Genomic DNA, 21,353 nt, shown 5'->3' with positions numbered 1-21,353 from the left:
CTTATCCCCCGCGGAGGCCTTCACGGGTCTTTTCCGGCCAAAACCGGCAAATTGGTGACTCTTTCCCGGAATGTGAAGACCCTTCGAAAGTAGCTACCTTCACGTCGGCGCGGTTCCGACACTGGGCGCACGGGTTTTCCCGGGTCCCCACGGTGAACGGAGTCTCCGCATGTCCGGATTCGTTTCTTCGCGCCCTGTCCGCGTTCTCACGGTCGCCGCCGCCGCGGCGGCTTCGCTGGCCTTCTCGGGTACTGCCCACGCCGCCGTGTTCGGCGCGCACTTCCACGGACACCAGTTCTCCGGCGGCAACTGGGGTGGTTACGTGAGCTTCGGCAGCTTCACCACGGCCACCGCGAGCTGGACCGAACCGTCGGTGTCCTGCACCTCCACCGACGACCTGTTCGCGCCGTGGGTCGGCATCGACGGCGACGGATCGTCCACTGTGGAACAGACCGGCGTCGCCACGGACTGCTCCAGCGGCCGCCCGGTGTACCAGGCGTGGTACGAGATGTACCCGGCCGCGCCGGTGTACTACTCCTCGCCGGTCAGCGCGGGCGACCACATCACCGCGACGGTGACGCGCACGGCCACGAACACCTACCGGCTGGACATCAGCGACACGACCAAGGGCTGGTCGAAGAGCGTCACGAAGTCGCTGACCTCGCAGCACGCGTCGGCGGAGGCGATCATCGAGTCGCCGACCGACTCCTACCCGTCGATCTCCGGCGGCATCAAGTTCACCGGCGTCAAGTTCAACGGGACGAACCTCGCCTCGACGAACCCGTCCGGCCTCGACGCCGACGACCAGGGCACCTACACGTGGAGCCCGAGCGCCATCGGCTCCGACGGCCAGAGCTTCACGATGACGCGTCACTGAGTCATTTCAGGCCGCCGACCGCCCAGGCGACCACCATCAGGGCGAGCACCAGCGAGATGGCCGCCTGCAGCATCATCGTCATCTTGGCCCAGATCCGCAGGGGCATGACGTCGGTGGGGCTGAAGGCGGCCGCGTTGGTGAACGAGAAGTACAGATAGTCCAGATAGGACGGTTCCCAGTCGCGGTGCGCGAGGTCCGGGTCGGCCATCTGCGGGAACTGCAGGTCGGGGAACTCGGCCCGGCCCGCCGCCCGCCTGCCCGGACCACCGCGGTCGAACTCCCAGTACCAGAGGGAGAAGACGACGACGTTGGTCCAGTAGACGACACCCCCGGTGACGAGCACGGCGCCGGCCCGGTCCCCGATCGTGCCGGTCCCGATGCCGTAGCCGAGGCTCGCGGCCGACCAGGCGTTGACCACGGTGACGAGCCCGACGATGAGCAGCGAGATGGTCCGCTCGACGGCACTGAACTGCGTCATCCGGCCGGGATTGACCAGCAGCAGGGCCACGACGAGCAGCACGGAGACACCGGGCAGCAGCCACCACGGCCGCAGCGCCATGTCGGCGGGCAGGGCAACCTGCAGGACGAGCGTCACGACGACGACGCCCATCGCGGGCCACCGGGTCTCCCCGGAAGTCCGCCGCCGCCAGGCGGGAAGTGCTTCTTCTGTCACCGGCCCACGTTAGGTCCGCCCCGCCCCGCCCGCCAGCGCGCCCCCACGTCTTGAATGAGTCATTCAGGACCTCCGAAGACCTGAATGACTCATTCAAGACCTTTGCGGCGGGCCGGGCTCAGCCGGCGGGGGCCGTGGTGACCGTCCCGGGAAGCTTGCGGGCCACGTCCGTCCGCGACCGCGCCCCCAGTTTCCGCAACACCTTCGCCACGTGCTGCTCCACCGTCCGCGGCGAAAGAAACAGCCCGTCCGCGATCTCCCGGTTCGTCCGGCCCTCCGCCAGCATCCGCGCCACTTCGCGTTCCCGTGGCGACAACTCGCTGCCGTAACCTCGCCGCCCGCGTTGGGATGGTGCCCAGGCGCCGTGCTCCCGCAGCTGGTGACGGCAACGTCCCGCATCCCGCGTTGCCCCCAGCTGCTCGTACGACTCCGCCGCCGCCGTCAGCTCGCCCACCGCCGAGCGGTTGCCCGCGGCGAGGCGGCACATTGCCGCGCGCTCCCGCATTGCCGTTGCCGGGTACGGCATCGGGAGTGCCGCATACCCCGTCGCGGCTTCGTCGAACAGGGCCGCCGCGGCCAGGTGCTTTCCGCGGGCCTCCAGCAGCACCGCGCGTCCGGCCACCAGTGCGGCCGCCGCCACCGGGGCGTCGCGGCCCTCGATTCCGCGGGCGAACGCCTCCACCACGTTGTCCGCCTCCGGCCAGCGGCCTGCCCGCGCGTACGCCTGTGCCGCTTGCGGAACCAGCGCCGCCGCCCAGATCCAGACGCCCTTGCGGCCGGCCGCCGCCACCGCCGTGTCGGCTGCCGCGCACGCGCCGTCGACGTCGTCGGTGGCCAGCAGGACCGAGATCAGCACCCCGGCCGCCGACAGCACCACCGGGATCGGCCCGCGGTCCGGGGCGTGCACGCTCGCCGCGGCCAGGTGCCGCCGGGCCGCGGCGAACTCGCCGCGCACGGCCGCGAGCCCGCCGAGGACCAGCGACGACTCCATCACGATCGGGCCCAGCTCCGGATAGCTGTCCCGCAGCTGCTCGGCCGCTTCGGCCAGGCCGGTCCAGCGGCCGCGGACCCAGTCCAGCCGGACGCGCGTGCCCTGGATCAGGCCGATCGCGTACAACGCGCCCGCGTCGGTCGCGCGCCGGACGCCCTCGGTCACCAGCCGCTCGGCGCGGTCGAGGTGCCCGGCCCACGACTGGCCGTCGGCCAGGTTGCACCACAGCCGGGCCAGCTGGACGCGCTCGGCGACCGTGCCGACCGTGTCCGACATGGCCTCGAACTCCGTCCACGCCGAGCCGTCGCCGACGTGCGACGCGGCCGCGATGCGGTCCACGGTCAGCGCCAGCCGCAGTTCCGGGTCGTCGAGCTGCTCGTACACCTCGCCCGCGCGGGCCCGCCAGGTTTCGTGCCACGACAACGGCGTCAGCCCGTCGATCGGCTGGGCCAGCAGCGTGATCCCGCGAGCGGCGAGGTCCGGCCGGTCGGTCAGCTCGCCGATCGCCCGCTCGACCTCCAGCCGTCCGCGGCCGAGGCCGCCGATGGTCCGGACCAGCAGCATGCCGAGGCTCAGCCGGATCGAGCCGCGCACCGACGGCGGCAGCGCCACCTCTTCCAGGACGCGTTCCAGCGTGCCGATGACGTCGGGGCGGAACCCGCGCAGCGCCACCTGGCTCAGCTTGCCCGCGACGCGCCCGATGTCCGCCTGCCCTGGCCCTGGCTCGGCGAGCACCGACTGCAGGAGGTCGATCGCGCGGGACGTCTCGCCGCGGGTGATCGCCTCGTCGGCGGCCGCCTCCGCGTAGTGCCGCCACTGGTCGACGCGGCCAGCCGCGCGGGAGTGCCGGGCCAGCAGCGTGAGCGGCGGTGACGGCTGCGCGGCCAGCACGCGGATCGCCTGCGCGTGCAGCAACGCGCGTTCGGGCCCGCTCACCGTGTCGTAGACCGCCTTGCGGGCCAGCGGATGGCGGAAGCCGTACTTGCCGTCGCCGGCTTCGCCGAGTATCCCGCCGGACAACGCGGCGAGCAGCGCGCTGCGGAGGATGTCGTCGGGCAGCCCCGCCAGCTCGCCCAGCACGGCGGCTTCGGCGCCGACGCCGAGAACCGCGGCCGCGCCGGCGAGGCGGACCGCGTGCTCGGGCAGCGTGGCCAGCCGTTCGGTGACGGCTTCCCGCAGCAGGACCGGGACTTCGAGGTTCTCCAGCAGCCGGTCGGAGAGCACTTCGCCGACCGGCAGCCGCTCGGCGGCCTCCTTCAGCGCGCGCAGTGTTTCCTCGACCACGAACGGGATTCCGGCGGTGCACTCGTGCAGCTTGGCCGCGAACTCGCCGGTGACGCGGGGCAGATCGAGGATTTCGACGGCGAGCCGGCGCACGGCGGCGACGTCGAGGGCGCCCAGCGCGACGCGGGCGGAGTGCACGGCCGGGTCGGTCCGGAACGGCGCGCCGAGCGGCCCGCGCCGCACGTCGGTGCCCGACCGGCAGGTGGCGACCACCGCCAGCTGCGGCGGCATGGCCGCGGCGAGGAACCGCATGAGGTCGCGGGTGTCCTCGTCGGCCCACTGGAGGTCGTCGATCAGCACGAGGGCAGGCCCGCACGCGTGCAGGAGCTCCCGGACCGCGCGGAACACGCGATGCCGCTCGGCCACGGGGTCGGCGAGCGGTTCCGGACGAGGGGGAAGCGCTTCCTCCAGTTCGGGCAGCAGCGGGCGCAGCACGCCGGCGACCGGGCTGAGCGGGCCGAGCGGTGCGTCGCCTGCCGAGCGGAGCGCCTCCAGGACCGGGCCGTAGGGAAAGGGCTGCCGCAGGGGCTGGCAGGCGCCGGTGAGCACGCGGCCGCCCGCGAACTCCTTGCGCCGCGCGATCTCGGCGAGCAGCCGGGTGCGGCCCATGCCGGGTTCGCCTTCGATCAGCACCGCGGCGGGGCGGTGCCGGAGCACGTCGACGATCGCGTCGAGCTCGGCGTCGCGGCCGGTGAGGCGGGCGGGTGCCGAGCGGATGGAGACCGTTGTGGAGCGGGGGGCGGTCAGCCACATATGACCTCCTCAGCGCACCGGGGACACTCCGCCGGAGCCTAAGCAGCGCCGATGGCGTCCGTAAACCTTTCACCGAATACGCTGCCGCTGCTTGACTCCCGCGTCCGCCTACCCCCTGTCACCGGTTTGCTGCGGGAAACGGCCCGCCGGGGTCACTGCGCGTGGGAAACGTCGGCGAATCCCTCATTCGAACGTTGGTTAACGCCTTCGTGTACTAACCGTGACTACTGAAAGTAATTCACGAAAACCCTACTTCCGGACCTGTCCGACCGGGTGACGGCAGGGCGTGACGCCGGCTGGAGCAGGGGATTCGTCCGCAGGGAATGCGTATACCCAATCGCCGGCCGCCCGGATTGCACCGTAATGCCCACGCCGGGGACGCTCACCTGTGGGAGTACCACTGCGTGGCCAGTGCGGAGCCGCGCGTAACCACCTAGGGAGAAGCATGAAGATCGCGAGACTTCTCGGTGCCGCTGCCACCGCGGTGATGACGACCGGCGCGCTCGCCGCCGTCGCCGTCCCCGCGTCGGGCCAGGACCTGCTGAACCCCGACATGGTGCCCGCGCTGCAGCGGGACCTGGGCCTGACCCACGACCAGGCGGTCGCGCGGCTCAAGAGCGAGGACGCCGCGAACAAGATCACCGAAGCGGTCAGCGCCGCGCTCGGCGACGCCTTCGGCGGCGCGAGCTACGACGCCGCCACGGGCAAGGCGCGCATCGCCACGACGAACCCCGCGCTGACGGCGAAGATCCGCGAAGCCGGTGCCGAAGCGGCGGTCGTGAAGTTCAGCGCCCGCCAGCTCGACTCCACTGTGGACAAACTGAACGCCGGCGAGAAGGCGGCACCCGCGGCGATCACCGGCTGGGGCGTGGACTCCGCGGCCAACCGCGTCACCGTTTCGGTGCTGCAGGGCCAGCGTGGCACGGCGGACGCCTTCCTCGCCAAGTCCGGTGTGGACAAATCAGCGGTGACGGTCGTCGAGACGGCCGCGCAGCCTTCGCTGTACTACAACATCCGCGGCGGCGACGCCTACTACATCGGCGGCTCGGCCCGCTGCTCGGTCGGGTTCTCCACGACCACCGGCTTCCTGACCGCGGGCCACTGCGCGGCGCTCACCGGGGCCGGCGCGCTGACCGGGTCCAACGGCGTCTCGCTCGGCTCGTGGGGCCGCTACAGCTTCCCGACCAACGACTACGCGGCGGTCCGGACCAACAGCAGCTGGACCCCGCTGGCGCAGATGAACAACGGCACGGCGGTGCGTGGCTCGTCCAACGCGGCGACCGGCACGTCGGTCTGCAAGGCCGGCTCGACCACCGGCTGGACCTGCGGCACCATCGGCGCCAAGAACCAGACGGTCCGCTACTCCGAGGGCACGGTCTACGGCATGACCGCGACCAACGTCCGCTCGGCGGCCGGTGACTCGGGCGGCGGCTTCATCGCCGGCAACTACGCGCAGGGCATCCTGTCCGGCGGCAACACGTCCGTGACGTACTTCTTCCCGATCGGTGCCGCGCTCTCGGGCACCGGGACCACGCTGAAGACCAGCTGACCCCTGACAAGGCGGAAGGGGGGGGTTTGGGGGCGCCCCCCGCGCCCCCGAAACCCGCCCTTCGTTCCTCGCCGCGGGAATGGGAGGTCTGCGGGTCAGACGTTGCTGATCTCCTCGATCAGCCCGTCGACGTCGAAGTGCGCGCTCTCTTCGCCGAGCGGCACCAGCTCGTAGGACGCCTCGAGGAACGTCCGGATGTCTTCGATCTCCAGCTCGAACGACGCGTAGCCGTCCGGTGACTCGATTTCCAGGGTCAGGAAGTCCTCGTCCTCGGACAGGTCCGGGCGGATCCGGACGTCGCCCAGGCCGGCAGGCTCGTCGAGACCGGCCACGAGCAGGTCGCGGGCGAAGGTCCATTCGATCCACCGGCCGCGCTCGGTCCGGAAGGCCACGGTCACCGCGAACGGTTCGTGGGCGTGGTAGGACAGGCGCGACAGGACGGGCGTGGTGCTCTCGTTCAGCAGCACGAACTGGCTCTGGTGTACGGCGTCGGTGTGCACGGCCCCTCCTGGAGTCTCGCTGGCGGTTCGCGCGGCGCGAACTCTTCGGCAAGGAGATGACCGGGGCCTGCGCCCATGACGGAGAAATTCTCACGTTCACTTGATCGGTTGCATCCGTCCATTGTGGTGTAACGCCGGGCACATACCCCTTGCGCTCACGCGGGCACAGGTGGTGACGGCTCGCGCAGTGCGTCCGGCAGCTTCTTCCGCAGCACGAGCAGCGCGGGAACGGCGGACGCGCAGGTCAGCGCCAGGATCGACCAGGTCAGCGCGTTGCTCATGCTGAGCAGGACGGCCAGCAGGCCGGGTGCCACCGCGACCGGCAGTCCCCAGGACAGCTGGAAGAGCGAACTCGCGCGGCCTTCGGCGCCCGGGGGAGCCGCCGCGGCGGCCGCGGCCGTGGCGGTGGGGCCGAACATCGCTTCCGCGATCGCGAAACCCAGGCTCGTCACGAGGATCAGCCCGGTCGCAACTTGCAGAGGGACGCTTGCCAGCGGGACGAGCAGCGCGAAGCACGCGGAGAACAGCACGGCGGCACCGATGAGCCCGGCGGTGCGGCTGCGGCCCGCCAGCATCGCGACGATCGGCCGCTGCGCCGTGACGACGACCACCGTGCCGAGCGTGATGGCCGTCCCGGCAATCCACTGTGGACCGTGCAGCAGGTCCCGCACGACGATCGGGAGCACGGCGAACTTGCTCGCGCTGGCGAGGGTGAACGCCAGGTGGGTCCCGCAGAACCCGAGGAACGCCCGATCCCCGAACACCGCCCGCCACCCGCCGAAAGGGACTTTCGGTGCATCCGGCGGGCTGAAAGGGACGTTCGTGGCAGCTGGTGCGACGAACGTCCCTTTCAGCAGCCGGAGCAGGAGTGCCGCGGCCGCGAAGCTCGCCGCGTTCGCGTACGCGAGGAGATGGAACGCCCACGGGCTGGTGAACGGCGGCAGCAGCGCCATCGCCGCCGCGCCGACGCCCGCGCCCGCGAAACGCCCGGCGGTCTGCGTCGCCAGCATGCGGTCCGTGTCGCTGCCGGTGGTGAGCAGGGCCGCCATCGGCGCGTTGCACGTCCAGAACAGCCGGTCGCCGAAGCCGGCCACCGCCGACACCGCGGCCACCGCCCAGCCGGTGTGGACCAGCGGGTAGGCCGCGAACGCCCCCACCCGCACCAGGTTGCCCGCGACGAGCAGAGCGCGTGGCCCGAACCGGTCCATCGCCATGCCGGCGACCGGGCCGGTGACCAGCGCGAGCAGGGCGCCGGCACTCAGCGACGTGCCCGCGTCGACCAGGCCCATGCCCTGGCCGTGTACGAGGAACAGCAGGGCGAACGGGACCCACAGCCCGCTGCCGAGCGCGTCGATCAGGGTGGCGGCCAGGAAGAGCCGTCGGTTCCGAAGCACGCTGCGTGTCCTTCCCCCCAGGTGGGCAGCGCTCCAGCTTACGGCTCCAGCGGCAGGGTGAGGCCCACTTTCACGCGATCCATCGCCACGCTCGTGGTGAAGTGCCGGACGTTCGGGTTGTCGAAGAACATCCGCCGGGTGAAGACCTCGAAGCCCGCCATGTCCGGGCACGTCACGATCAGCACGAAGTCCGCGGTGCCGGTGACGTAGTAGCACTGCTGCACGCAGTCGTCGGCCAGTACCTGGCGGCGGAACGCGTCGAGCACCGCGAGGTTCTCCCGCTCCATCTCGACCATGACGACGAACGTCATGTTCAGGCCGAGTGCCTCCGGCGCCAGCACCGCCACCTCGCGTTCGATGACGCCCGTCTCGCGCAGCCGCTTGATCCGCCGCTGCACCGCCGCGGCCGAGAGACCGACCTTCGCGCCGATCGTCTCGGCGATGGTGCGGGCGTCCGCCTGGAGGCAGGCGAGGATGGCGATGTCCAGCTGGTCGAGGTCGGGAGTCTGCACTCCAGCAGGCTAACCGGCACCCCCGACAGTCCGCCGCCGTTCACTCCTCCGTGACGCGGCTCACTACTCCGTTCACGGCGAAAGTGAAACAACTTTTTTCGTGACCTGGAACACAACTGGCCGGTCTACCAGGGGGTAGCCCATAGAAGTGGAAGACCAGCCGGTCGTCCCGCCAACCCGCCGGCGTGGGGAGGCTGTCCCGTGCCCGCACCTGCCGCCGTGCTGACCGGCCTCGGCTCGTGGTTGCCGACGAAAGTCCTGGACAACCACGAGATCGCGGCCCGGCTCGACACCTCGGACGAGTGGATCCGGACCCGCACCGGGATCCGGGAGCGCCGCGTCGCCGGGCCGGGCGAGTCCACTGTGGACCTCGCCGTCGGCGCGGGCCGCGAAGCGCTCGCGGGCGGCACCGCCGACGCCGTCGTGCTCGCCACCGCCACCCCCGACCAGCCGTGCCCGGCGAGCGCGCCGCAGGTCGCCGCCCGGCTCGGGCTCGGCACGGCCGCGGCGTTCGACGTCAACGCCGTCTGCAGCGGCTTCGTCTACGCGCTGGCCACGGCCGCCGGGTTCATCGCGGGCGGGCTCGCCGAGCGCGTCCTCGTCATCGGCGCCGACACCTTCACCACGCTGGTCGACCCGGGCGACCGCACCACGGTCCCGATCTTCGGCGACGGCGCGGGCGCGGTCCTGCTCCGGGCGGGCGAGGCCGGCGAGCCCGGCGCGTTCGGGCCGTTCGACCTGCACAGCGAGGGCGAGCACGCCGAACTGCTCTGGGTCGAGGCCGGCGGCGCCCGCAAGCGGCTGTCCGACACTCCCGCCGACCGGTACCTGGCGATGCAGGGCACGACCGTGTTCCGGCACGCCTGCGCGCGGATGGCGGAGTCCTCGCGCACGGTCCTGGAGCGCGCGGGCTGGATGGTCGGCGACGTCGACCGCTTCGTCGGCCACCAGGCGAACATCCGCATCCTCCAGGGCACAGCGAAGCAGCTCGGCATGCCCGCCGACGCCGTCGTGGCCAACATCGACCGGGTCGGCAACACCAGCGCGGCGTCCATCCCGCTCGCCCTGGCCGACGCGAACGCCGACGGGACGCTCGTCCCGGGGCACCGCGTCCTGCTCAGCGCGTTCGGCGCGGGCCTGACCTGGGGTTCGACGGTGCTGCGCTGGCCGGACCTCGGTCAGCCGTCCTGAGGTTGCGGGCCGGTCGTCCAGGTCGGCGTCGCCTCCGCGCGGCCCCGCAGCTCCAGCTCGCCGTGCTTCTCCCAGTGCGCGGCCTCGCTCGGCAGGGCCGCGGAGACCACGGCGTCGCTGGCGAGGACGCGGGCGGGCACCGACTTGGCCAGCTCGGTCAGCCGCGCGGCCTCGTTGACCGCGTCGCCGATCACGGTGTACTCCAGCCTGCTGCTGGTGCCGAGCTGCCCGGCGAACACCGGGCCGCTGGAGACGCCGATGCCCAGGTCCAGCTCGCCGGCGTCGCGGACGGCGTCCCGGATGGCCCGGGCGGCGGCCAGCGCGGCGGTGGGCGCGTCCGACAGCCGCGTCGGCGCGCCGAAGATGCACAGCGCCGCGTCGCCCTGGAACTTGTTGACCAGCCCGCCGCGGGCGTTGACCGCCGACACCACGGCCGCGAACAGCCGGTTCAGCTTCCCGACCAGCTCCTCGGGCGGGGTGCGGTAGGCCAGCGCGGTCGAGTCGACGACGTCGACGAACAACGCCGTGACCTCGCGGACATCACCGGACAGTGACGCGCCGTACTCGAGGGCGTGCCGGGCGACGTCGGCGCCGACGTGCCTGCCGAACAGGTCCCGCATCCGTGCCTGCTCGCGCAGGCCGGCCGCGAGCTGGTTCACCGACGTCTGGAGCAGGCCGATCTCGCTGGAGTCGTCGACGTCGACCGCGACGTCGGTGTTGCCGCGCGCGATCTCGTCGAGCGCCACGCGCAGCCGGTGCAGCGGCGCCGCGACCGCCCTGGCCAGCAGCGCGGTGCCGATCGCGCCGACCGCGAGGCCGGTCACCGACAGCATGACCAGGCTCGCGGTGTGGTTGCCGGTGCCCAGGTCCGGCGGGGTGGCCAGGAGCAGCACGCCCACGAACGGGACGCCGCTGGCCAGCGCCCACGTCACCACCAGCCGCGTCAGCACGGTGACCGGCAGCGAGCCGCGCGGCGGCAGGACGTCGAGGGCGATCGTCATCACCGGCCGCGCCACCCACTCGGCCGCGAGGTAGGTGAGCCCGACGGTGGTCAGCCCGCCGAGCCCGATCACCGTGGCCATGCCGACGGCGTCCTCGGCCGAGCCGAGCACCCCGGCGAGCACGGCCAGGACCACCGTCCCGATCAGCCACAGCGTGCCGCTGACCACGGCCATGTCCACCGGCAGCCGCAGCGCACGGCGGGCTTCGCTCTCCGACGGCGGACGGCCGAAGACGAACCAGATCGCGGTGCGGCGCTGCAGCCACGCCGTCCACAGTGTCCCGGTGAGCAGGGCCGCGGCGACGATCCCGGCGGCGGTCAGGCCGAGCATCCAGCCGCGGTCGCCGACGTCCTTCGGCAGGCCCTGCAGCAGCAGGAGCAGTGCCACGACACCCGATCCGGCCACACTGGACCCGACCCCCAGCCCGGCGAAGCCCAGGCTGGTACGCAACACCACCCGGAAGTTCCCCACGGCGATCCTGCGCACGGCGTCGATCGTACGGCGGAAAATGCGTGGCCACTGCCCGTGGCCGCCGATTACCGTGCGGAACATGGACCCACTCGGCCAGGACGAGATCCGGGCCTCGTTCGTCAACTGCACCCGCGGCGAAGCCAAGGGCGTCACGCTGCCCGCCCGGCCCGGCGAGATCCCGTGGGAGCGGCGGGAGTTCCTCGGCTGGCGAGACCCGAAGGCGCCGTCGCGCGCCTACCTCGTGTTGCCGTACGGCGGCGAGGTCGTCGGGCTCGCCCTGCGCGCCGCCGCGCCGCCGAAGTCACGCCTGCGCAGCAACATCTGCGGCTTCTGCACCACGGCACACGGGCTCGCCGACATCACGCTGTTCTCCGGCAGGCGGGCCGGGAAGCCCGGCCGCGAAGGCAACACGCTGGGCATCTACGCCTGCGGGAACCTGGCCTGCAGCCAGTACGTCCGCGGCGAGCTGAAGTCCGACGTGCCCCAGCCGTTCGAGACGCTGACGCTCGACGAGCGCGTCGCCCGGCTGCAGGAGAAGCTGCACAGGTTCGTGGCGCGCGTGCTGGAGCCGCGTTAGAAGCGGTACCGGACGATGTGCGCGGTCCGGGCCAGGGCCGGGATCACCTTCAGCAGCCGCAGCTGGAACCGTGTGACCGGGCCCAGCCGGGCCAGCACCTCCGGGGTCGCCCAGTGTGCGGCGTCCAAAGAGGACACCAGGGTGAGGCCGTGGCGCTCCAGCTCGTGCGGGTCGTCGACGCCCCAGTACAGTGTCGCGCCCGCCTTGCGCACCGGGGCGTTGAGCTTCTGCATCCGGATGGCGGTCCGGCTGAAGAGGTCGCAGATCAGCTCGCCCGACGGGAACCGCGCGACGAGCCTGCGGACCAGCTCGGTGCCGCTTTCCGGCTTCAGGTACATCGTGAGGCCCTCGGCGACGATCAGTGCCGGCCGGTCGTGCGGCACCTGGCCGAGCCAGCCGAAGTCGGTCACCGACGAGCCGATGTTCGTGTGGTTCGGCGCGCCGGGGTACAGCTTTTCGCGCAGCTCGACGACCTCGGGGTAGTCGACGTCGTACCAGTGGACGGTCTCCGGCGGCGCGAGGCGCTGGAACCGCGTGTCCAGGCCGCAGCCGAGGTGCAGCACGATCGCGTCCGGGTGATCGCGCAGGTACTCGGCGGCCCAGTCGTCGATCGGCTTCGCCCGCAGCACGACCGAAGCCGCCCGGTCGCCGGAGATGCCGATCTTCGTGAAGTCGTAGTCGATCCGGCGGACGGCGTCGTCCGCCGCCTTGTCGCCGAGGATCGGGTGCGCGCTGCGGTAGTCGAGCGCGCGGCCGTACAGCGTGGCCAGGTTGGTGGCCTTCTCCTCGGTGAAGTGCACTTTTTCCATCGCTACCGTTCCTCGTGACGCGCGGCGAAGTCGTGGGCGTAGGTCTTGGCGTCGACCAGGTGCTTGAGGGTCAGCTCCCGGGCCGCGGCCGGATCGGACCGCCGGATGGCGTCGAGGATCGCGCGGTGGTCGTCGACGGCCTTGCGGATCTGCCCCGGCAGCCGCAGCGCGGCCCGCCGCTCCTCGCCGACCAGGGCGAGGACCGACCGGAGCAGCCCGGCGACGTCGTCGTTGCCCGCGTTCTGCGCGATCACCCGGTGGAACTCGGCATCGGTGGCGATGACCCGCAGCATGTCCCCGGCTTCGGCCGCCTGCGCCATCTCGGCGACGTTGTCCTCCAGCCGCCCGACGGTCTTCGCGGTGGCGTGCCGCGCCAGCCGTTCGGCGAGCGTGGGCTCGACGGTCGCCCGCAGGTCGAACAGCTTCTCGACGAGCTGGTCGTGCTCGGTGAACCAGCTCCGCAGCGGCTGTTCCTGCTGCTCACGGACGTAGGTCCCGGAGCCGGCCCGGATCTGGACGTACCCGATGGAGTCTAGGACGCGCAGAGCCTGCCGCAGCGACCCCCGGCTGATGCCGAGTTCTTCGCAGAGCACGCGTTCGGCGGGCAGCCGCGACCCGGGCGGCAGGTCACCGGAGTCGATCCGCGCCCGCAGCCGCTCGACGGTCGCGCTCCAGACCTGCTCGGTGTCCACGACCCCATCCTCTCAGCTCCCGGAATTGTCGGGGGTGGCTGCCATGATCACGGACATGGAGATCCTGGGGGCATGGGTGCGTGGCTGGACGGTGTCCCGGGCGACGCCACCACCGGTCGCCGAACCCGACGGCTACCGCGTCGACGTCGGCTTGCCGGGACACCGGGTGCGGTACCTGCTGCGCTCGCCGTCGGCAGTGGCAGCACGGGCCAGGACGGCGGCATCGCCGGGCACGTGGCTGAAGACGTGCGGCGCGCGCGGCGAGGTCGTGGCCGGGCTGACATCGGAGTGGGAGGTGGGAGAGACGGAGTACCTGATGACGTTCGAGGGGGCACTGCCTCCGGTTTCGGTGCCGTCGCCGTACGCGGTGACGGTCAGTGGAGACGGGCCGGTGTGGGACGTGGCCGTGTCGTGCGCCGGAGCCCCGGCGGCCCGGGGGAGGGTCGCGGTGGCGTCGGGCGTGGCGGTGTTCGACCAGATCGAGACGCAGCCACAACACCGCCGCCGCGGCCTCGGCCGGGTGGTCATGCACCACCTGAGCGCCGCGGCGGCGGCGGAGTCGAGCGCGTTGCTGGCCTCCGAGGCCGGGCGAGGCCTGTACGGCGCCCTGGGGTGGCGGGTGGAGTCCGAAGTGGTCCCGGCGCATGTCCCGGAAGGAGCGTCATGACCGCGCGCCCGGTCAGGTCCGCCGGGACTCGCGCGAGATTCACTCGGTCGGCGGGCAACCACGGACCGATGCGCTGCGTAGACATTCAGTCACCCGTCGCGCCCATGAGGCGCACAGAACCGATGCGAGGGGGAGCGCAGACGTGGGTCGCTGGATCACCAAGAACGGAAACCGGGTTTACCTCGAGGATGGCAAGGGCGGTTCGGGTCCGTTGGTGGCGGTTGCTGCCGCGGTGGTCCTCGCCGGAGGCGGCGTCGCCGGGGTGGGCGCGGGCGGTCTCTTCGCGGGTGGTGGTGGCGGAGCAGGAGCGGCATCCGAGGCATTCGCCGGCAATGCCGCCGGCGACGTCGTCGACTCACTGCCGGGACGGTCGATCAAGACCCGCCGGGCCGAAGCCGGCGAGTCGGCGAAGAAGGGCAAGCCCGACGAGGCGTGGAGCAAGTTGAAGGTCAAGCAGCTGCGACGAGAGGTCCACGACCTCGAGCACGCGGCCGAGTGCGTCGCAGCCGCCACGGGCAAGGTGCGGGAGTTCCTGATGAGAACACCGTGCTCGTCGCTGCATCGGATGCTGCTGGCTGTCGGTGACGGGCATCGCAACGCCGCGGTCATTTCCGTGGTGCGTGTCGGGTTCCGGAGCAGAAAGCAGGCTGCCGCGTTCGAAAAGGTCGAGCGGGTGCACGGAAGCGGAGATGTGCGGCCGCTGGACGTCGCGGTGGTGCTCGGGGTGGCCGGGGTGAAGATGACCGGGCTGCACTACGCCTCCCGCCCGGAGGGCTACGGCATGGTGGTGGCCGAAGCCGACAACGCCACCGGCCATTTCGACGACGAGACACTCGACGCGCTGGCCGAGGTCGCTTCCTGGATGCCTGTCAAGAAGTGACCTGCGCCGAGCCGTCGTCCCGGCCGCCCGGCTACAGCGTCAGTCCCGGGTCGCCGGCCACCGTGGTGAGCTGGTCGGCGGTCAGCGGCAGCGGGGCTTCGACTCCCGGCGAGTTGAACACCGTGGCCACGACGAACGTGCCGTCCGCGCGGAAGTCGGTCACCGAGATGCTGTGCTGCCTGGTGTTCGCCCGGTCCACGGTGTCCGTTTCCGCCACCACCCGGGCCCCTCCCGCGCCGACCTCGAAGTAGCGGCACGTCGTTTCCGGGCTGATCTGCTTCTTCAGCTCCGCGCACAGCTGCACCGGCTGGAACCGGGTGACCGGGACGGCCGGCACGAACACCTCCACCGAGATGAAGTAGCCGCCGTCCTCCGGGCCGCCGTGTTCCTGGGTGCGGACGCCGACCTGGCTCGGCGGCAGCACGCCGCCGAAGCGGCCCGAGTCGTTGGAGCGGCGGCGGAGCTGGTCGGCCGGGGGCACCATCGTGCGCAGGACCGCCTCGAGATGGTCGGCGACCTCCGGGGCGCGGGCCCGCAGCCGCGCTTCGGTCGGCTGGGCGATGTCACCCGGCGGCCACCAGCGATGTCCGTCGGACGGCGTGACCGTCTGCGCTCCGGCCGGCTGGACCGGGGCAGGAGCCGCCGGTCCGGTGAGCGTGATCGCGACAGCGGCGAGTGCCGCCACCACGGCGGCCCCGGTGAGCAGGCTGTTCCGGCGGCGACGGCGCCGCCGGCCTGCCCGGGTGACGACCTCGTCCGGGTCGAAGCCCAGCGGCGGTTCGGGGTGCACGGCCGCGGTGAACTCGCGGGCCAGGGTCTGCTCGTTCATTGCAGCTCGCTTTCTGCCAGGAAACCGGATTCGGCGGGGTAGACGCCGCGCAGCGTCTGCAGGGCCCGTGCGGTCTGGCTCCGGACCGTTCCTTCGGAACACCGCAGTTCGCGGGCGGCGTCGGCGACCGGCAGGTCGCAGAAGTACCGCAGCACCAGCACCGCCCGCTGCCGCGGCGCGAGGGCCGCCAGCGCCGTGGCCAATTCGGGGCGCAGGCCGGCCGGGTGGCGGGACGGATCCGCCGTCTCGTCCGCGACTTCCGGCAGCGCGTCGGTGTGGTGCTCGGACCGCCGCCACGGCCGCCGCCGCTCGTCGAGCCAGCAGCGGGTCAGCGTCCGCCGCGCGTAGCTCATCGGGCGGTCGGTGCCGCGGATCCGCGGCCACGCGCCGTACATCTTGTACAGCGTGGTCTGGACGAGATCCTCGGCCAGGTGCCAGTCACCGCACAGCAGGTAGCCGTACCGGCGCAGCATGACGGCGTTGCCCCGGGCGAACTCGCGAAACCGATCCTCGTCGGCTGCCCGCATCGGGCCTCCTTCTTGTCAGGTACCGCTGCTTACGCACGGCGCGGCCGGGACGCTGCATCGCCGTGGTGAGTGTCTGCCCAGACACATCTGCGTCGCGGGACCCGCCCACGATGCTTAGGCTCCGCACGTGATTGCTTCATGACGTGGTGGCACGCGGTGATCGTCGTGGTCGCCGGGATCTGGGCGGGCACCATCAACGCCGTCGTCGGGTCGGGGACCCTGGTGACGTTCCCCGTGCTCGTCGCGCTCGGCTATCCGCCGGTGACGGCGACGACGTCCAACGCCATCGGCCTCGCGCCCGGCACCCTCAGCGGTGCCTGGGGATACCGGCACGAGCTCAAGGGCTACTGGCCGCAGACCGTCAGGTTCGCCGTCGCGTCCTTCCTCGGCGCGATCGGCGGCACCGTCCTGCTGCTTTCGCTGCCGAAGGACGCCTTCGAAGCCGTCGTCCCCGTGCTCGTCGGGCTGGCGGTGGTCCTGGTGATCGTCCAGCCGAAGGTGTCGAAGTGGGTGGCCGCCCGCCGCGAGGCCAACGGCACCGAGCACAAACCCGGCCCCCTGCTGATGTTCTTCGTCTTCCTCATCGGCATCTACGGCGGGTACTTCACCGCCGCACAGGGCGTGATGCTGATGGCCGTGCTGGGAATGCTGCTGAGCGAACCCCTGCAGAAGCTGAACGGCGTCAAGAACGTCCTCGCCGCCGTGGTCAACGTCGTCGCCGGCGTGATCTACGCGTTCGTGGCCCCGATCAGCTGGCCGGTGGTGCTGTGGCTGGCGGTCGGCTCCACCGCCGGCGGCTTCCTCGGCGCGAAGATCGGCCGCAAGCTGCCGCCGGCGGTACTGCGCGGCGTCATCGTGGTGATCGGCGTCGCCGCGGTGATACAGCTTTCGCTCAAGTAGGGCGGCCCCTCCGGGCTCGGTACGATTCGATCCATGACGGACCCGGAAGACCTCGACCGGCGCGTTCGGGTGCTCGAAGCCGAAGTTCTGCGACTCCGCGACCAGTTCACGGTCGCCGCGTCCGACGCCGCGGCGGCTCGCAGTGACGCCGCCGCGGCTCGTGTCCTTGCCGGTGGCGCCGACCGGGATGCCGCCGACCTGCGAGACGAGCTTCGAGCGCACAACCAGACCCTCAACGCCCTGCGCGAAACCCAGCTCGAGCACGGCCAAGCGATCGCCGAGGGCTTCGCCAAAACCGACGAGAAGTTCGCCACCATGGCCCAGGGAATGGCGCAGATCCACACTCTCCTGGAACGCCTGGTCCCGCCCGGACCAGCGAACTTCAGCGACTGAAGTCGCGCGCCGCGGACAGGAAGAGGTCGTTCTCCTCGCGGGTGCCGATGGTCACGCGGACGCCGTCGCCGGCGAAGGGGCGGACCACCAGCTTGCGGTCCAGTGCGTGCTCGGCGAACGGGACCGCCTGCTCGCCCAGGGGCAGCCACACGAAGTTCGCCTGCGTCTCCGGCACCTGGTACCCCGCCGCGATCAGCGCGTCGCGCACCCGGCCGCGCTCGGCGACGATCTCCTTGCAGCGCTCCAGCAGCTCGTCCGCCGCGTCGAGCGAAGCGAGCGCGGCCACCTGGGCCAGCATGTTCACCGAGAACGCCACGTACACCTGGCGGATCGCGTCGGCGATCGGCTCCGGCGCGATCGCGTACCCGACGCGCAGGCCCGCGAGGCCGTACGCCTTCGAGAACGTGCGCAGCACCATCACGTTCGGCCGGGTGCGGGTGTACTCGACGCCGTCGGGGACCTCGGGGTCGGTGACGAACTCCTTGTACGCCTCGTCCAGGACGACCAGCACGCGCTCCGGGACCGCGTCCAGGAAGCGCTCCAGCTCTGCGCGGCGGATCGCCGTCCCGGTCGGGTTGTTGGGGTTGCAGACGAAGACCACGCGCGTGCGGCCGGTGATCGCCGCGGCCATCGCGTCGAGGTCGAGTTCCTGGCCCTCGGTGATCGGGACCTTCACCGACACCGCGTTCGCGACCTGCGTGACGATCGGGTACGCCTCGAACGAGCGCCAGCCGAAGATCACCTCGTCGCCGGGCGCGCACACCGCCTGGATCGTCTGCTGGCACAGCGACACCGAGCCGCAGCCGATCGCGACGCGGTCCACCGGCACGTCCAGTTCGCGGGCGAGCCGCTCGCGCAACGCCTGCGAACCCGTGTCCGGGTAACGGTTGATGCCCGCCGCGGCCTCGGCGATCGCCCGCGCGACGCTCGGCAGCGCGCCGCCGGGCACCTCGTTGCTCGCCAGCTTGATCGCGCCTTCGATCGTCCGGCCGGGGACGTATTTCGGCAACGATTCGAGATCGGCACGCGGGGACACGGACGGCATCTTCGGCGCTCCTGGAATTCGACGGGACGACCCGGTCACCGTATCTTTTCCGCCCGCCGCCGCGCGACTCCCTTCAGGCGGTCCCCGGTGGGACACTGGGGGTATCTCCCGTTCACCTCCAAGTGATTGAGTGACGGCATGACCTCGACCAGCACCGTGGACTACCAGCGCCCCGGCGGCCCTGCCCTGCGCCTGACCTGCTCGGAACCCGAAGGGTCGCTTCGCGGCGGCCTGGTGGTGCTGCACGAGGCGGACGGCGTCACCGACGGCGTGAAGCTGCTGCTCGCCGGCCTCGCCACGGAGGGCTGGCTGACCGTCACCCCGCACCTCGACGACGCGCGCCTCACCCAGCAGGACCTGCTCGACGCGACCGACCTGACCCTGGCCTGGCTCGTCGAGCGCGGCGTCCAGGCCGACCTGCTCGGCGTGATGGGCTTCGACCTCGGCGGCACCGCGGCCCTCGTCGTCGCCTCGCACCGGAAGCTGGGCGCCGCGGTCAGCGTCGGCGGGCAGCAGGCCGCCGAGCTGCCCGCGCTGGTCGAGATCGCCGGGCGGCTCACCAGCCCCTGGCTCGGCATGTACGGCGACGCCGGCGACGAGGCGGGCGGCGCCGACGTCGAGCAGCTGCGTGACGCGGCCGCGTCGGCGAAGGTCGCCACGAACGTCGTCCACTACCCGGGCGCCAACCACCGCTTCGACGCCGACCCTGGCGCGGCCGCGGAGGCGTGGCAGCGCACCCTCGACTGGTTCGACGCGCACCTGCGTTAGGTGTGGGCGAGCACCACCTCCGACCCGGGTTCCGTGTGGGTTCCGGCCACAGTGACTTCGCGTTCGGAAGGATTAGGCTCGGAGCGTGACGCACACCGCCGACGCCCCCGAAGTGCTCTGGCGCCCCGAGCCGGGCCACGTTGCCGACACCAAGATCGAAGCCTTCCGCCAGTGGCTGCGCGCCGAGCGCGGCGTCGAGGTGGACGACTACCGCTCGCTGTGGGAGTTCTCGGTCGAGCGCGGCCCGGACTTCTGGGCCGCGGTCGCGGACTTCCTCGGCGTCCGCTGGCACGACCAGCCCGGTGAGGTGCTCCAAGGCGCGATGCCGGACGCCGTCTGGTTCGAGGGCGGGACGCTGAACTACGCCGAGCACGCGCTCACCCCGGGCGTCGCGGGTGCCACGAAGGCCGACGACGAAACCGCGGTGATCTTCCATCGCGAGGACGGCCTCGCGAGCCACCTGACCTACGGCAAGCTGCGTGCCCAGGTCGCCGCGGCCCGGGCGGCGCTGCTGGAGCTGGGCGTCGGCAAGGGCGACCGCGTCGTCGCGCTGGCGCCGAACTGCCCGCAGACGCTGGTCGCGTTCCTCGCCACGGCGAGCATCGGCGCGATCTGGTCGTCGTGCTCGCCGGACTTCGGCGTCCGTGCGGTCGCGGACCGCTTCGTGCAGATCGAGCCGAAGGTGCTCTTCGCGGTCAACGCCTACGCATACAACGGCCGCCAGTTCGACATCCGGACGACGATCGCGGACCTGCAGGCGAAGCTGCCGTCGCTGGCCGCGACGGTCCTCGTCGAGTACGTCGGCGAAGGCCGCATGGACGGCACGCTCGACTGGGACCAGCTGCTCGCGAAGCACGAAGGCTCGACGCTGCTGTTCGAGCCGGTCGAGTTCGCGCACCCGCTGTGGGTGCTCTACTCCTCCGGCACCACCGGCCTGCCGAAGGGCATCGTGCACGGCCACGGCGGCATCACCCTCGAACACCTCAAGGCGCTCGCGCTGCAGACCGACCTCGGGCCCGGCGACCGGTTCTTCTGGTTCAGCACCACCGGCTGGATGATGTGGAACTTCCTCATCTCCGGCCTGCTCGTCGGCACCACGATCGTGCTCTACGACGGCAGCCCGGGGTATCCGGACCTCAACGCGCTCTGGCACCTCGCGGAACAGCACCGCGTCACCTACTTCGGCACGTCGGCGCCGTTCATCCAGAGCTGCCTCAAGGCGGGCATCAAGCCTGCCGAGCGCTACGACCTGACGGCGCTGCGCGCACTCGGCTCGACCGGCGCGCCGCTGAGCGTCGAAGGCTTCCGGTGGATCGCGGACGAGGTCGGGAAGAACGTCCAGATCTGCTCGGTCTCCGGCGGCACCGACCTGTGCGCGGCGTTCGTCGCGTCGGCGCCCGACGTCCCGGTCTGGCTCGGCGAGCTGTCCTGCCCGGCGCTCGGCGCCGCGGTCAAGGCCTTCGACGAGGCGGGCAACGCCGTCGTCGAGGAGGTCGGCGAGCTGGTGATCACCCAGCCGATGCCGTCGATGCCGGTGTTCTTCTGGAACGACCCCGACGGCTCGCGCCTGCGTGAGGCGTACTTCGAGATGTATCCCGGCCTGTGGCGCCACGGCGACTGGATCCGGATCACCAACCGCGGCTCGGCGGTGATCTACGGCCGCAGCGACTCGACGCTCAACCGCGGCGGCGTCCGGATGGGCACGGCGGAGTTCTACCGGGTCGTCGAGGGGTACGACGAGATCCTGGATTCCCTGGTCGTGGACACTTCGGCCGCCGGGAACGAGGACGGGCAGCTGATCTGTTTCGTGGTGCTCGCCGACGGCGTCGCGCTCGAAGACGTCGAACCGGCGCTGCGGAAGGAACTGCGTAGCGCGCTGTCACCACGCCATGTACCCGATCGGTTCGTCGTGGTTTCCGAGATACCTCGTACCTTGAACGGTAAGAAGTGTGAGGTACCGGTGAAGAAGATCCTCGCCGGTGTGGCTCCCGACCGGGCCGTCAGCCGCGACGCGCTGGCCAACCCGGCGGCACTGGCGCCGTTCGTGGAGCTCGCCGGGGGGTAGATGGG

The 21,353-nt window shown here is 71.6% G+C and carries 21 protein-coding genes; 10 read left to right on the top strand and 11 right to left on the bottom strand.

From position 1 onward, the window contains the following. Window positions 1-169: 169 nt before the first annotated feature. Entirely contained in the window at window positions 170-877 is a 708-nt protein-coding gene (locus tag ABJI51_RS25915) for a G1 family glutamic endopeptidase (RefSeq protein WP_348952842.1), read from the top strand. Window position 878: 1 nt separating this feature from the next. On the opposite strand, the gene ABJI51_RS25910 is transcribed toward ABJI51_RS25915, so the two are convergent. After that, the gene (locus ABJI51_RS25910; protein WP_348953046.1) at window positions 879-1,487 is read right to left on the bottom strand and encodes a hypothetical protein; all 609 of its coding nucleotides are present in this window, start codon (window positions 1,485-1,487) and stop codon (window positions 879-881) included. Window positions 1,488-1,668: 181 nt separating this feature from the next. After that, window positions 1,669-4,578 (bottom strand): ATP-binding protein, encoded by a 2,910-nt coding sequence (locus ABJI51_RS25905; RefSeq protein WP_348952844.1) that lies wholly within the window; start codon window positions 4,576-4,578, stop codon window positions 1,669-1,671. 445 nt (window positions 4,579-5,023) lie between these two features. On the opposite strand from ABJI51_RS25905, the gene ABJI51_RS25900 reads away from it, so the two are divergent. After that, on the top strand, window positions 5,024-6,127 hold the full coding sequence (locus ABJI51_RS25900) for a S1 family peptidase (protein ID WP_348952846.1): 1,104 nt from the start codon (window positions 5,024-5,026) through the stop codon (window positions 6,125-6,127). 95 nt (window positions 6,128-6,222) lie between these two features. On the opposite strand, the gene ABJI51_RS25895 is transcribed toward ABJI51_RS25900, so the two are convergent. The 3 genes from ABJI51_RS25895 to ABJI51_RS25885 all read right to left on the bottom strand — a co-directional run bounded on the left by ABJI51_RS25895 (window position 6,223) and on the right by ABJI51_RS25885 (window position 8,533). After that, on the bottom strand, window positions 6,223-6,627 hold the full coding sequence (locus ABJI51_RS25895; protein WP_348952847.1) for an SsgA family sporulation/cell division regulator: 405 nt from the start codon (window positions 6,625-6,627) through the stop codon (window positions 6,223-6,225). A 155-nt stretch (window positions 6,628-6,782) separates the two neighbouring features. Next, window positions 6,783-8,021 carry an MFS transporter gene (locus ABJI51_RS25890; RefSeq protein WP_348952848.1) on the bottom strand — a complete coding sequence of 413 codons (1,239 nt, stop codon included), beginning with the start codon at window positions 8,019-8,021 and terminating at the stop codon, window positions 6,783-6,785. Between the two features lie 38 nt (window positions 8,022-8,059). Further along, complete coding sequence (locus ABJI51_RS25885) at window positions 8,060-8,533, bottom strand: Lrp/AsnC family transcriptional regulator (RefSeq protein ID WP_348952849.1); 474 nt, start codon at window positions 8,531-8,533, stop codon at window positions 8,060-8,062. A 201-nt stretch (window positions 8,534-8,734) separates the two neighbouring features. Between ABJI51_RS25885 and ABJI51_RS25880 the strand changes: the two genes are divergently transcribed. Then, complete coding sequence (locus ABJI51_RS25880; RefSeq protein WP_348952850.1) at window positions 8,735-9,724, top strand: beta-ketoacyl-ACP synthase III; 990 nt, start codon at window positions 8,735-8,737, stop codon at window positions 9,722-9,724. On the opposite strand, the gene ABJI51_RS25875 is transcribed toward ABJI51_RS25880, so the two are convergent. Beyond that, complete coding sequence (locus ABJI51_RS25875; protein WP_348952852.1) at window positions 9,712-11,211, bottom strand: adenylate/guanylate cyclase domain-containing protein; 1,500 nt, start codon at window positions 11,209-11,211, stop codon at window positions 9,712-9,714. The two genes, ABJI51_RS25880 and ABJI51_RS25875, sit on opposite strands and share 13 nt — an antisense overlap. Window positions 11,212-11,275: 64 nt before the next feature. On the opposite strand from ABJI51_RS25875, the gene ABJI51_RS25870 reads away from it, so the two are divergent. Beyond that, a complete protein-coding gene (locus tag ABJI51_RS25870; RefSeq protein WP_348952853.1) occupies window positions 11,276-11,773 on the top strand; it encodes an FBP domain-containing protein in 498 nt (165 codons plus the stop codon). Here ABJI51_RS25870 and ABJI51_RS25865 read toward each other — a convergent pair. Together ABJI51_RS25865 and ABJI51_RS25860 are read right to left on the bottom strand one after the other, a co-directional pair. Then, window positions 11,770-12,582 carry a class I SAM-dependent methyltransferase gene (locus tag ABJI51_RS25865; protein WP_348952854.1) on the bottom strand — a complete coding sequence of 271 codons (813 nt, stop codon included), beginning with the start codon at window positions 12,580-12,582 and terminating at the stop codon, window positions 11,770-11,772. The two genes, ABJI51_RS25870 and ABJI51_RS25865, sit on opposite strands and share 4 nt — an antisense overlap. Window positions 12,583-12,584: 2 nt before the next feature. Further along, window positions 12,585-13,274 (bottom strand): FadR/GntR family transcriptional regulator, encoded by a 690-nt coding sequence (locus tag ABJI51_RS25860; RefSeq protein WP_348952855.1) that lies wholly within the window; start codon window positions 13,272-13,274, stop codon window positions 12,585-12,587. 43 nt (window positions 13,275-13,317) lie between these two features. Between ABJI51_RS25860 and ABJI51_RS25855 the strand changes: the two genes are divergently transcribed. Together ABJI51_RS25855 and ABJI51_RS25850 are read left to right on the top strand one after the other, a co-directional pair. Beyond that, window positions 13,318-13,941, top strand: coding sequence for a GNAT family N-acetyltransferase (locus ABJI51_RS25855; protein ID WP_348952857.1), 624 nt, complete (start codon window positions 13,318-13,320; stop codon window positions 13,939-13,941). 142 nt (window positions 13,942-14,083) lie between these two features. Then, entirely contained in the window at window positions 14,084-14,821 is a 738-nt protein-coding gene (locus ABJI51_RS25850) for a hypothetical protein (RefSeq protein WP_348952858.1), read from the top strand. 31 nt (window positions 14,822-14,852) lie between these two features. Here ABJI51_RS25850 and ABJI51_RS25845 read toward each other — a convergent pair whose 3' ends face one another. Together ABJI51_RS25845 and ABJI51_RS25840 are read right to left on the bottom strand one after the other, a co-directional pair. Further along, complete coding sequence (locus ABJI51_RS25845; protein ID WP_348952860.1) at window positions 14,853-15,650, bottom strand: hypothetical protein; 798 nt, start codon at window positions 15,648-15,650, stop codon at window positions 14,853-14,855. Then, window positions 15,647-16,177 carry a SigE family RNA polymerase sigma factor gene (locus ABJI51_RS25840; RefSeq protein WP_348952861.1) on the bottom strand — a complete coding sequence of 177 codons (531 nt, stop codon included), beginning with the start codon at window positions 16,175-16,177 and terminating at the stop codon, window positions 15,647-15,649. Before ABJI51_RS25840 ends, ABJI51_RS25845 begins: the two co-directional genes overlap by 4 nt. Before the next feature lie 138 nt (window positions 16,178-16,315). Here ABJI51_RS25840 and ABJI51_RS25835 point away from each other — a divergent pair, with 138 nt between their 5' ends. Then, window positions 16,316-17,077, top strand: a complete 762-nt coding sequence (locus ABJI51_RS25835; RefSeq protein ID WP_348952863.1) for a sulfite exporter TauE/SafE family protein — start codon at window positions 16,316-16,318, stop codon at window positions 17,075-17,077. Window positions 17,078-17,110: 33 nt separating this feature from the next. Then, a complete protein-coding gene (locus tag ABJI51_RS25830) occupies window positions 17,111-17,470 on the top strand; it encodes a hypothetical protein (RefSeq protein WP_348952865.1) in 360 nt (119 codons plus the stop codon). Here ABJI51_RS25830 and hisC read toward each other — a convergent pair. Then, window positions 17,460-18,515 carry a histidinol-phosphate transaminase gene (gene hisC, locus ABJI51_RS25825; protein WP_348952866.1) on the bottom strand — a complete coding sequence of 352 codons (1,056 nt, stop codon included), beginning with the start codon at window positions 18,513-18,515 and terminating at the stop codon, window positions 17,460-17,462. The genes ABJI51_RS25830 and hisC overlap by 11 nt on opposite strands. A 138-nt stretch (window positions 18,516-18,653) precedes the next feature. On the opposite strand from hisC, the gene ABJI51_RS25820 reads away from it, so the two are divergent. Both ABJI51_RS25820 and ABJI51_RS25815 read left to right on the top strand, forming a co-directional pair. Then, window positions 18,654-19,283 carry a dienelactone hydrolase family protein gene (locus tag ABJI51_RS25820; RefSeq protein ID WP_348952868.1) on the top strand — a complete coding sequence of 210 codons (630 nt, stop codon included), beginning with the start codon at window positions 18,654-18,656 and terminating at the stop codon, window positions 19,281-19,283. A gap of 85 nt (window positions 19,284-19,368) precedes the next feature. Further along, window positions 19,369-21,348 (top strand): acetoacetate--CoA ligase, encoded by a 1,980-nt coding sequence (locus ABJI51_RS25815; RefSeq protein WP_348952870.1) that lies wholly within the window; start codon window positions 19,369-19,371, stop codon window positions 21,346-21,348. Window positions 21,349-21,353 lie beyond the last annotated feature (5 nt).

Origin of the sequence: Amycolatopsis melonis (assembly GCF_040064235.1) — a bacterium.
GTDB classification, from domain to species: Bacteria; Actinomycetota; Actinomycetes; order Mycobacteriales; family Pseudonocardiaceae; genus Amycolatopsis; species Amycolatopsis melonis.
This window is presented reverse-complemented; position numbering and strand designations above follow the sequence as displayed.